This window comes from Phycicoccus sonneratiae (assembly GCF_016887965.1).
Taxonomy (GTDB): Bacteria; Actinomycetota; Actinomycetes; order Actinomycetales; family Dermatophilaceae; genus Phycicoccus; species Phycicoccus sonneratiae.
Genome location: NZ_JAFDVD010000007.1, coordinates 199491 through 212197, shown reverse-complemented (window position 1 = coordinate 212197; position 12707 = coordinate 199491). Strand labels below are relative to the sequence as shown.

The 12707-nt window shown below is 71.9% G+C and carries 5 protein-coding genes; all 5 read left to right on the top strand.

Going from position 1 to position 12707, the window contains the following annotated elements:
• Nucleotides 1-26 precede the first annotated feature (26 nt).
• The 5 genes from JQN70_RS06445 (at nt 27) to JQN70_RS06425 (ending at nt 12703) form a co-directional block, all read left to right on the top strand.
• Nucleotides 27-446: a nuclear transport factor 2 family protein gene (locus JQN70_RS06445; protein ID WP_204130497.1), complete on the top strand. Its 420-nt coding sequence runs from the start codon at nt 27-29 to the stop codon at nt 444-446.
• Between the two features lie 525 nt (nt 447-971).
• A complete protein-coding gene (locus tag JQN70_RS06440; protein ID WP_239111163.1) occupies nt 972-6983 on the top strand; it encodes an IPT/TIG domain-containing protein in 6012 nt (2003 codons plus the stop codon).
• Nucleotides 6980-8368 carry a multicopper oxidase domain-containing protein gene (locus tag JQN70_RS06435; protein WP_204130495.1) on the top strand — a complete coding sequence of 463 codons (1389 nt, stop codon included), beginning with the start codon at nt 6980-6982 and terminating at the stop codon, nt 8366-8368. Before JQN70_RS06440 ends, JQN70_RS06435 begins: the two co-directional genes overlap by 4 nt.
• The gene (locus tag JQN70_RS06430) at nt 8365-9681 is read left to right on the top strand and encodes a multicopper oxidase domain-containing protein (RefSeq protein WP_204130494.1); all 1317 of its coding nucleotides are present in this window, start codon (nt 8365-8367) and stop codon (nt 9679-9681) included. The genes JQN70_RS06435 and JQN70_RS06430 overlap by 4 nt, the downstream gene beginning before the upstream one ends.
• A 13-nt stretch (nt 9682-9694) precedes the next feature.
• Nucleotides 9695-12703, top strand: a complete 3009-nt coding sequence (locus JQN70_RS06425) for a multicopper oxidase domain-containing protein (protein WP_204130493.1) — start codon at nt 9695-9697, stop codon at nt 12701-12703.
• Nucleotides 12704-12707 lie beyond the last annotated feature (4 nt).

Here is a 12707-nt window from a genome sequence, read left to right as displayed (position 1 = left end):
CGGCCCCCGCGGCCTACGGTGGGCGGATGGACCACTCGAGCGCGCAGGGCTGGCTGGACCGCTACCTCGCGGCGTGGGAGTCGTACGACCCCCGGGCCGTCGCGGACCTCTTCGCGCCGGACGTCCGGTACCGGTACCACCCCTCCGACGAGCCGGTCGTCGGCCGGGACGCCGTCGTCTCCTCGTGGCTCGGCGAGGGCGACGCAGCGGGCGCCTCGACCCGCGACGCCCCCGGCACCTACGACGCCGAGTACGCCCCGGTCGCGGTCGACGGCGACACCGTCGTGGCCACCGGGCGGTCCCGCTACCGGGACGTCCCAGGCGGCCCCGTCGTGCGCACCTACGACAACTGCTTCGTCGTGCGGTTCGACGCCCACGGACGGTGCCGGGAGTTCACGGAGTACTACATCCAGGTGCCCGACGGGGACGCCCCGACCACCGGCTGACACCCTGCCCACGGTCCGCCGGGGCCCGTCGAGTGGCCCGGTCGGGCCATGTCACCCCGCGGCGGGGCCCTGGGCTCCCTCCGCTCCTGGGCCGTGCCACGCCGGCCGAACCCTGCTCGCGGCGCGAGAACGTCTGTGGAGCAACCAGATCCGGCGCCGCCACGCCGTCCGGGCCGTGCGTCGGTCAGGCCCGCCGGATGACAGGTTCCTGACGGCGGGGTGACGCCCCCCTGACAGCGACATGACCCGTCACTGACCATTGCCTGACCGGGTCTTGACCCTTCCGTGACAAAAGTCGCCAAACCCTCGGCCCCCGGGGCGTCCGCGTCGTCTCATTCTCCCGTGAGCGCCCGCAGGGGGGTGCTCCGGCAGCAGGGGTTGAGTGGAATGCAGGGAAGTCACCACGTCCCGGCCGACGTCACGGCCACGACGACGCACAGGACGACCACCGCGGGTGCCGGACGCCGGCGCCCGGGGTCCCGCGGTCTGTGGCGTCCGGGGTCCCTCCTCCGACGCGTGGTCACGATGGTCGGCGCCACCGCCCTGGCCACCGGCACGGCGGTCGCCGTGCCGGTGGTGCTGGCGGCCCCCGCGCAGGCCGACCCCACGAACACCGTCAGCGTGCGCGTGACGAGCGCGCGCACCGAGCCGCACGCGCCCGGCGGGGCCGTCACCGCCGGGCAGCCGGTCGGCGACTTCCGCTACATGATCAACGTCGACGACACCGGGACCTCCGACCCGGTCGGCGCCCCCGAGCCGGGCTCGGGCTGCTCCGCCGAGGACCCCGGCTACCCCTCGGAGTGCACCTGGGCCTCGCTCCACGAGGTGACCGGGGCCCCCATCCAGCGCCAGGGGACCTCCGAGGACTTCGCGAACGGCGCGACCATCGACCTGCCTGACGGGCGCTACCTCATCAGCGTGCTCGCCGACGGCTACAAGCTCGACGGCGTGCACTTCACCGTGCCGACGACCGACCCGGTCATCGACGTCACCGTCCAGCCGAACCCGCTTTCCGACTCCACGCTGCGGGCGTTCGTGTTCCAGGACGAGGCCTCGAGCAACGGCGCGATCGACAACGGGGAGAACGGACTCAAGGACTTCCAGGGGCACATCAACGACGTGCTCGGCGAGGTGACGACCGACGTCTACGGGAACCCCCTGTGCACGAGGTACAAGAACGAGAACGCGAACTACGAGATCCCGTGGAACGCCGCGTCGCGCGACGCCGACGGCAACCCGATCGTCCAGACCGTCGGCGGCAAGTGCCTCAGCGACGCCGACGGGATGCTCGTCATCCCCCACCTCGGGACGAACCGGTACACGACCTACGTGACGCCCCCGGACGGCTCGGACTGGGTCCAGACGACGACCCTCGAGGGCAACCACGACTGGGACACCTGGCTCCTCGAGGGTTCTACGGGCTACGACACCGAGTTCACCCTCGCCGGCGAGCTCGTCCCCACCCCGCAGTTCGGCTTCGTCCACCCGCACAACGACATCGCCACCTCGACCGCGACCGGCTCGATCAAGGGCACCGTCGTCGGCGTCAAGCAGTACTACCCGCCGGTCGGTGGCAGCTTCAACCAGTACTGGGGGAGCGTCGGCAGCAAGCTCGACAAGCCCATCCCCAACGCGGTGCTCTCGCTCAACGACCTCGGCAACGGCGACCAGTCGATCTGGGCCGGCCGGGCCGCCGCCGACGGCACCTTCACCATCCCGCACGTGCCGGACGGCACCTACATGCTCACGTGGTGGGACGAGCCGCAGAACTACATCCTCCAGCTCGTCAACGTCACGGTCAGCGGCGGCAAGGCGGTCGACCTCAAGCAGCTGCCGCTCAACGGCTGGTGGACCCCGCTGACGGGCCACGTCTTCCTCGACAACAACAAGAACGGCAAGCGCGACCCCGGTGAGGCGGGCGTGGCCCAGTTCCCGCTGACGCTGCGCAAGAAGGACAACTCGCTGATGGACCGCGGCTCGACCGCAGCGTCGACCGACTCCACCGGCTACTTCGAATTCCCGAGCGCCTACCCGCTCGCCGAGTGGCTCATCATGGAGGCCTACTCCGACAATTTCTACACGACCGGCGTCACCTACCAGACCGACAACCAGCCGACCCCGACGACGGTGCTCGGCTCCGGGGTCGACGTCAGCATCCTGCCGATCATCGGTCTCTCCGGCCGGGTCGACTGGGGCGTCCAGAAGTACGACCCCACGGGCACGAAGGGCGGCCCGCGCAACGGCGGCATCGTCGGCTCCGTCAGCTACGACACGACCCGCAACGAGCTCGACCCGCGCTACGCCGCGACCGAGGACTGGCAGCCGGGGATCTCCGGGGTCCCGGTCAAGCTCTACGCGCCGGTCACCTGTGGGACCACGAGCGCGCCGTGCGACGCGACCGACACCTACGAGCTCGCCCCCGACGGCTCCTACGCCAAGGGCCGGCTGCTCAACTCCTACGTCTCCGAGCACTGGAGCCGGCCCACCGGCTGCACCGCTCGCGACGTCGACGGCAAGCCGTTCACCCACGGCACCGAGGAGAACGTCCTCGTGACGAACCAGGAGACCGACGGCGAGTGCATCTCGGCGCTCATCCAGGGCGTCCAGGTGGGCACCTACGCGTCGGGCCAGGGCACCCCGGACGCCGGCTTCGGCGCGTCCGTCGACGGCAACTACGGCTTCGGGGACGGTTGCACCGGCACCCTCGACGCCTCCGACCCCAGCGACCCCCAGTGCACCGGAGGCTCGTTCGCGCCGCTCGGCGCCGGCGACTACCTCGTCTCGGTCGAGATCCCCGAGGACCCGACCGGGAAGCCCATGTACCAGGTGACCCGCGAGGAGGACATCAACATCGGCCGCGGTGACCAGGTCGTCCCCCAGGCGCCGCCCGCCGCGTGCGTCGGCGCGCTGCACACCGTCGACGTCGAGGGTCGCGGCACGGACGGCTACGGCGAGAAGGTCGGCCCGGTGGCCGGCGTGCCCGCCGGGGTCACGGTGGGCGCCTCGACGCCGGTGCACAACCCGACCTTCGCCGACATCGGCGGCTCGCCCTACGAGGGCACCGTGCGCCCGGAGTGCGACACCAAGCTCGTGCCGCTGGCCAACGGCAAGTCGATCGTCCCGATGTTCCACCTCTTCACCGACGTCCCGATCCCGTCGCGCCTGCGCGGCCTCATCGTCGACGACCTCAACTACTCGACGGACAACCGCTCGGTCCTCTACGGCGACAAGGCCGGTGTGCCGAACGCGCCGGTGGGCATCTACGACTTCGCGAACGACCTGAAGTACACGGCCCACTCCGACTTCAACGGCTACTACGACGTGCTCATGCCGTCGACCGACCACATCAACTGCCCCACCCCGTCGGGCGTGTGCCAGAACATGTACCGGTTCGTCGGCAACGACCCCGGGGTGCCCGGCGCCCTCAACGCCGACTACAACCCGCGGTTCCGCACCATCGGCACCGAGTTCGAGGCGACTCCGGGGGTCACCATCCCGACCGACCTCGCCCCGACCCAGGTGGGTGTCAGCCTCGGCACGCCGGGCTCGAGCCCGACGACGGTCAAGTGCATGCCGAACCTCGCTCGCCCGCAGCTGTTCTCGGTCGACCAGCCGTTCATGCGGAGCGCGACCAGCGGCGCCGCCCGCTCGGTGACCATCACCGGCTACGGCTTCGGCGACACCAAGGGCACCGGCGCCGTCCGCCTCGGCACCACCGTCCTGACGACGACCACGTGGACCAACACCCGCATCGTCGCGACGATCCCGGCGGTCGGCACGGCCACGGGACAGCTCGCGGCCGGCCCCTACGACCTCTCGGTGACGAGCGGCAACGGGCTGCGGACGACGAACGGCCTGACCTACCACCAGCTCGGGTCGGCCTACAACCCCACCGTGCTCCAGGTGGGTCCGGGCGTGAGCAACCCCCAGTACGACCCGACGAAGGCCGCGAGCCAGCGGCCGGGGTCGCTCGTGCGGCACCCGATCCAGAACGCCATCGACGACGCCCGGGCCTCCGCGGCCACCGACCTCGTGGTCGTCATGCCCAACACCCCGAGCGCGGGCAACCCGCGGGGCGCCTACTACGAGAACCTCGTCGTCAGCGGCCCGCTCAAGCTCCAGGGCGTCGGGGCCGGAGGCTTCCAGGGCACCGACACCAACGCGCCCTACGTGCAGGGGACGGTCATCGACGGCAGCGCGTTCGGCGGCGACACCGACCTCGCGACCGACTGGTTCACGAAGGTCGGCGCGATGACCTGGTCGGGTAACCAGACCGTCAGCGACGGCGCGGTCGTCTACCTCCTCGGCAAGGCGCCCGGGGCCACCGCCACGGCGGCGGAGTACTCCACCGCGGCGAACGCCTTCAAGCCGTCGATCGACGGGTTCGACCTGCGCGGCGGTGACCAGCAGGGCTTCCCGGGCAACATCAACGACCTCACGGGCCAGGTGACCGGGCTGCCGCCGAACATCGTCACGCAGGGCGGCGCGGTCTTCGCCAACGCCTACGTCCGCCAGCTCCAGGTGACGAACAACGTCGTCGAGAACAACGGCGGCGGCTACGGCACGATCCGCGTCGGCACCCCGGACCTCACCGGGACCGATGCCAACCAGCACAACGAGAAGGTGCGGATCGCCAACAACCGCATCCTCCAGAACGCGGGCACCAACCTCGCGGGCGCCATCGGTCTCTTCGGCGGCTCGGACGGCTACGAGGTGGCGGGCAACGACGTCTGCGGCAACTTCTCCCTCGAGTACGGCGCCGGCCTCAGCGTCTACGGCTACAGCCCCGGTGGCTCGGTGCACGACAACCGGTTCACGCTCAACAACTCGAACGACGAGGGAGCCGGGATCATGATGGCCGGCGCCCTGCAGGCCGACCCCGACGTGCTCTCTCCGGGCACCGGTGCCGTGGACATCTACGCCAACGAGATCAAGGGCAACCTCGCGAACGACGACGGTGGCGGCATCCGCTTCCTCATGGCGGGCAACTACCCGATGAACGTGCACGACAACGTCATCGCGAGCAACGTCTCGACCCACGAGGGCGGCGGCATCGCGATCAACGACGCCCCGGACGTCCGGATCTACAGCAACACGATCATGGACAACATCACGACGGCCACGGCGGTGACCTCCACCGGCCTGCCCGCCCCCGCGGGTGTGTCGACGTCCGAGAACAGCCAGCAGCTCCAGGCCACGCTCCCGGCCGGGTCGCCCGCCTTCAGCCGGCCGGCGCTGTTCGACAACGTGTTGTGGGACAACCGGGCCGGCACGCGCGCCGGCACCACGGTGAGCGGCATCGGCCTGGGCGGCGCCTCGGACGTCGAGCCGTGGGACGTCGGCGTGGCCGACTTCCCCGGAGTCCTCGCCCCGCTCAACTCGGTGATCCAGCAGGACGCCTCCGTCCACCCGTACACCCAGGACGCGAGCAACCGCTCGAGCGACCCGAAGGTCGTCGAGCCGTGGACGGTGTCGGTGTCCTTCGCCACCTGGCGCCAGAACCCGGCCTTCGTCGACGCCACCGTCGTCGCGGTCGAGAAGCCGGCCGACCTCCTCGGCAACTACCACCTGGCGAGCTGCGCCGCCGGCGGGTCGCCCGCCTGCGACCTCGGGGTGATGAGCCGCGGTGGCATCACGGTCTCGTCGCGCGACATCGACGGCGACGCCCGGCCGAACGGTCCGCTGCCGGACGCCGGCGCCGACGAGGCGGCCTACGTCGCCCCGCCGCCGCCGCCGGTCGCGTTCCTGTTCTCGACGGCCGGGACCGGCACCATCGCCGGGGTCAGCGGCACGGTCGACGACTCCGACGTCATCCGCTATGACGGTGCGACGAACGCCTACTCCCGGGTCGTCCGGGCGCAGGCCAACCCCGGCCCGCGGATCCCGGCGGCCGCCAACGTCGACGGCTTCGCCTCGGTCGACGCCACGCACTGGTACATGTCCTTCACCACCGACGTCACGCTCCCGGGCGTGGGGACGGTCCAGGACGAGGACGTCGTGTACTGGAACGGCTCGGCCTGGTCGGTGTGGTTCGACGGCACCGCACGAGGCCTGACGAGCGCCGCGCTCGACATCACCTCGATCGGTGTCCGCGGCGGGTCGCTGTACTTCTCGACGACCGGCGTCGCCAACCCGCCGGGGGTGTCGGGCACCGCGGACAACTCCGACGTCTACCAGTGGAACGGCTCCGTCTTCGCGCGGGTCTGGGACGCCAGCACCAAGGGAGTCCCCACGGCGGCCGTCGTCGACGGAGCGGTCTTCGACTCGGCCACCCACGGCTGGTACTCGTTCGGTGCCGACACCACCCTCCCGGGCATCGGGGCGGTGCAGGACGAGGACATCGTCGAGTACTCGAACGGCACGTGGAGCGTGTGGTTCAACGGGACCGCCCACGGCCTGACGCCCGCCGGCCTCGACATCGACGCCTTCTCGATGCCGGACAGCGCACCCGCCCCGGCCCCGCTCGCGGCCCCGGCCCGGCAGGCCCAGGCACCCACCACACCCACACCCGTCCGGATGACCAGGGGACAGCGATGACGACCTCCGACGCGACCACCGGCGGCCCCCGCCGGACCTCGTTGAGCCGCCGGCGGCTCCTCGGCCTCACCGGCAGCGCGGCCCTCGTGGCCGGGGCCGGCGGCTGGGCCGGGCGGGTGCTCCTCCCCGAGCAGGGGGCCGCCGCGGCCCCCGGCCCGGTGAACCTCTACCTCGCCGGGACCGACGGCTGGATGCACCTGCCGGCCGAGCCCGCCATCCCGCCGTTCCACCCGGACCCGCTGGCCCCCGACGGGCTGACGACGTACATCTTCGGGTTCCGCAACGTCACCGGGATGGACACGACGCAGCGGCTGGGCCAGAAGTACAAGGCGCAGCACTCGGCGCCGATCTTCTGGGTCGACCAGTACGACGAGGCCACGCACAACGAGTTCCGCGTGCAGCTGACCAACCTCGGGCTCGAGCTGCGTCCCGACCTCTTCGACGCGCACACGCTGCACTGGCACGGCTTCCGCAACGTGATCCCGTTCTTCGACGGCGAGCCGAGCGGTTCGGTGTCGGTGCCGGCCGGGCGGGAGTTCACCTACGTGTACCGGCCGCGTGACCCCGGTACCTACATGTTCCACTGCCACGTCGAGGACGTCGAGCACGTGCACATGGGCATGACCGGCATGGTCTTCGTCCGGCCGAAGCAGGACGGCCAGAGCCACACCCACGGCGGGCGCACCTTCACCCGCTTCCTCTACAACGACGGGGACGGCAGCACCGGCTTCGACCGCGAGTTCTCGATGTTCCTCTCCGAGGTCTGGGCCGAGGCGCACTGGGACGACGCGCACATCCAGCTGCCGGAGTGGAGCGACTACCACGCCGACTTCGCGCTCCTCAACGGCCGGGTGTACCCGGACACGGTGGCGCCCAACGGTCCCGGGGTGAACCCGTTCGACGTCGAGGCCGGTCGCACCTTCGACGGCGCCGGCGACCTCATCGCCCCCGCGGGGCACCCCGAGCTGAAGTACCAGCCCATCTCCTCGCTCGTCACGTGCGTCGAGGGGGAGCGGGTGGCCCTCCGGTTCGCGAACCTCGGCTTCCGGGAGTCGGCGATGACCGTCGCCGGGATGCGGATGCGCGTCGTCGGCCGGGACGCGACGCCGATGCGCGGCCGCGACGGCACGGACACCTCGTACGAGACCGACACGCTGAACATCGGGCCGGGGGAGAGCTTCGACGTGCTCGTCACCGCCCCGGACAAGGTCGGCGACGGCGACTTCGACACGTACTACCTGTACAACCGGGCCTTCACCCGGTCGAACAACCTCGCCGACGGCGGCTTCGGCGGCCAGGCGACAGAGATCAGGGTCTACGCCTCCGGCGCCGCGGGCGCCCCTGGGGCACAGGCCTTCCCGAACGACTGGGGGTTCCCCGCATGAGCACCAGGTTCCTGACCCGGCGCGCGCTGCGCCGCGGCGCGGTGGTGGCCGTCGGTGCGCTCGTCGCGCTCGGCGGAGCGGCCGCGACGTCGGTCCCGGCCGCCACCGCGGCGGCGCCCCCGCGCAACGGCATCGTCTGCACGACCGGCGGCACGGAGGCCGGGCACCCGGTGTTCGACCTCACGACCCGCACCGGGTACATCGACCTCCCCGACGGCAACACCGCCTTCATGTGGGGCTTCTCGAACGGGTTCGACGCCTTCCAGCACCCCGGCCCCGTCCTCTGCGTCACCGAGGGCGACGAGGTCACCGTCATCCTCCACAACACCCTCGACGTGGCCACCTCGATCGTCTTCCCGGGCCAGGAGGGCGTGCGCGCCGACGGCGTGCCGTCGCAGCCGCAGGTCGACGCCGGCTCCGGGATGATGACCGGCCTCGGGCAGGGGGCCGCCCCGTCGACCGGGACCGTGAGCTACACGTTCACCGCCACCCACGCCGGGACCTTCCTCTACGAGTCGGGCACCGACCCCGAGACCCAGGTCCGGATGGGCCTGTTCGGGGCGCTCATCGTGCGGCCGGCCGGCCACGCCGACCAGGCGTACGACGCGGCGTCGAGCCGGTTCACCGCCTCCGAGGAGGTCATGGTCCTGCTCTCCGAGATCGACCCGTTCCAGCACGCGGCCGTCGAGCAGGGCAAGACCTTCAACCTCGTCAACTACAAGGCCCGCTACTGGCTGGTCAACGGACGCGGGTACCCGGACAGCATCGCCGACAACGGCGCGTCGTGGCTGCCGTCCCAGCCCTACGGCTCGCTCGCGACCGTCAAGCCGTACGACCCGGCGACCCACCCGCTGCCGGGCCTGGCGCGCTACCTCAGCGTCGGCAGCGAGGACTACCCGTTCCACCCGCACGGCAACAACGGCCTCGTGGTCGGGCGTGACGGGCACCCGCTGACCTCGGAGACCGGGCAGGACCTGTCGATGGAGAAGTTCGCCATCAACATCGGCCCCGGTCAGACGTGGGACGTCCTCTACAAGTGGTACGACGCCGAGGACTACAGCCCGTCGAACCCGGTGTCGGTGACCGTCCCGAGCCTGGCCAACCAGGTGGTCGGCACCTTCTACAGCGGCAGCCCCTACCTCGGGGACACCAAGGAGCTGCCGCCGGGCGTGCAGACCCTCAACCAGTGCGGGGAGTTCTACATCATCTCCCACAACCACGCGCTGTTCCAGATCACGTCGTGGGGCGTGAACATGACCGGCCCGATCACGTACATGCGGATCGAGCCGCCCGAGCCGAACACCTGCGCGTGAGACGGGGACGACGATGACGAAGCACGTGCGCACAGCCGTCCTCACGACGCTCGCCGGTGGGGCCCTCACCGTCCTCGGCCTGCTCCTCGGGCCGGCCGGGTCGGCCAGCGCCGACACCGTGGACATCCACCTCGACGCCACGCAGGGGACGACGACGCTCCCCGCGAAGGGCGGCACGACGACGTCCGTCCCGGTGTGGGGCTTCTGCCGCCGCGCCGACGCCGGCACCGCCTGCGGGGGCGTCGACGCCCCCGGGGGACCGGTGCTGTCGGTCACCGCGGGCGACGAGGTGACGATCACCCTCCACAACACCCTCGGCGAGGCGACCTCGCTCCAGCTCGGTGGCCAGGCGATCGTGCCCGACACGGTCGGCGCACCCGGCGGAGGGACGACGAGCTACACCTTCACCGCGGGACGGCCGGGCACCTACCTCTACGAGGCGGGACTCACGCCGAACCACCAGCACCAGGTCGCGATGGGCCTCTACGGCGCCCTCGTCGTCCACCCCGCGACCGCCGGGCAGGCGTACGACGCCTCGACGACGTACGACGCCGAGGGCGTGCTCGTCCTCGGCGAGATCGACCCGCTGCTCAACGGGTCCTCGAACCCCGCCGCGTTCGACATGCGCACGTACGCGCCGCGCTGGACGCTCGTCAACGGCAAGGTCCACCCGGCGGCCGCGCACGTCGCCGCGTCCTCCGGCGACGACGTCCTCCTGCGCTGGGTCAACGCCGGCACCTCGTACCGCTCGATGGCCGTCCTCGGCGCCGACCAGCGCGTCGTGGGCCTCGACGGCAACCGGCTCGCCAACGGCGCGGCCGACCTCTCCCGGCGGCTCGTCGCCGACACGGTGGGCCCGGGCCAGACCGAGGACGTCATCGTCGGCGCGCCGACGACGACCACCGACCGGCGGCTGGCCGTGTACGACGCCTCCCTGTCGCTGCACAACACGAACGCCGCCGGGGCGGGCGGGATGCTCACCTTCATCGACGTCGCGGGCGCGGGGTCGCCCACGGACGACTCGGGCCCGGCGACGACCGGCGTCACCTGGGACAAGGACGCCGGCACCGTCACGGCGACGGTCAGCGACGCCGCCACCGGCGGGGCGGCCGTCACCGAGGCCGAGCTGCGGCTCGACTCGATCGGGGCGACCCCGGTCGCGATGACCGGTACCTTCGGCACCCCGAGCGTCGAGGTCACCGGGCCGGCCGACATCGTCTCCGGCCAGCACGTCCTCTACGTGCGCGGCCGTGACGCCAACGGCGCCTGGGGCCCGTGGAGCTCGGTGCTCGTCGTCGGCAACGACGTCGTCGGTCCGACGACCACCGGCGTCTCGCTGACCCCCGACCGGTCCAACGGCTCGGCACCGGTCGTCATCGGTGCGACCGGCGACGACTCGGCGTCCGGCAACGGCGCCATCACCGGCGGGCGCTGGTCGCTCGACGCCCCCGACGCAGCGACGACGGCGATGACGCTCGAGACCGACGGTCCGGTGGCCTCGCTGACCGGGACGATCCCGGCCGCGACGGTGGCCGCGTTGCCCGAGGGTCAGCACACGGTCCTCGTCGCGACGCAGGACGAGTCCGGCAACTGGGGTCCGACGACCGAGTCGATCCTCGTCGTGGACCGCACGGGACCGACGACGAGCGACGTCTCCGTCGACCCGTCACCGAACAACGGCACGCTGCCGGTCAACGCCTCCTCGTCCGCGGTGCGCGTGACGGCGACGGTCGGCGACCCCGCGTCCGGGACCTCTGGCGGCCCGTTCGGGACGGCCCAGAGCCCGGTGACCAAGGCCGAGGCCTTCGTCGACACGGCGGCCGCCGGGGCTGCGGGGACGGGTGTGCCCGTCGAGTCCTCCGACGGTGCGTTCACCACCCCGACCGAGGCCGTCTACCTCGACATCCCGCTCGCGACCGTGCGGCTGATGTCCGAGGGCTCGCACACCATCTGGGTCCGCGGTCGCGACGCCGCCGGCAACTGGGGGACGGCGGTGTCGGTGCAGCTCGTCATCGACAAGACCGCACCCACCCTCGGGGCCCTGGCCCTCACCCCGAACCCGACCGCCGGCGCCCTCCAGGCGACGCTGTCCGGGACGGTCGGGACCGACCCGTCCGGCCCCGTGTCGGTCGAGTACTTCGTCGGCACCGACCCGGGTGTCGGCCGGGGCACCGCCGTGGTGCCGTCGGCCACCGGGACGTTCTCCGCCGGCGTCGACACCCGGACCCTCCCCGAGGGCGCGAACCGCGTCGTCGTCCGGGCCCGGGACGCGGCCGGCAACGTCCGGACGGCGACGGCGACCCTCACGGTGACCCGGCCGCTGTGGTTCTCGACCCTCGGGGCGCTCAACCCCACCGGGGTCACGGGCACCGCCCGGACGACGGACGTCTACCGGTGGAGCGGCACGGCCGCCTCCCGGGGCTACGCCCTCAACGCCGCGCCGTACAACGTGCCGGCCGCGGGCAACGTCGACGGCTTCGCCCGCGGCACCGGTTCACAGCTCTACGTGTCGTTCTCGAACACGGTGACCGTCCCGGGGCTGGGCCAGGTCCAGCCGCGCGACGTCATCCGGTGGACGGGCACGGCGTGGGCGAAGTTCCTCGACGGCAGCGACCGCGGGCTCGGGACGGCGACCACGAACGTCGACGCGTTCAGCGTCGTCGGGAACGCCGTCTACTTCTCGCTCGCCGACGCGACCCGGCCGACCGGTGTCGTCGGCTTCCCCTCGTCCTCGGCGATCTACCGGTGGGCCGGTGGCACGGCGAACACGTACACGATGGCCATCGCGGCCGCGGCGAGCGGCATCCCCGCCGCCGCGAACGTCGACGGCTTCGTGTGGCTCGGGGCCAACGACTGGGCCTTCTCGCTGGCGGCCACGACGACGAACCTCCCGGGGCTCGCCAACGTCGCCGACGAGGACGTCGTCCGGCGCACCAACGGGACGTGGAGCACCTACTTCGACGGATCCACCCACGGACTCGGGGCGGCGAACGGCGACGTCGACGCCTTCTCCCTGCCCTGACCGA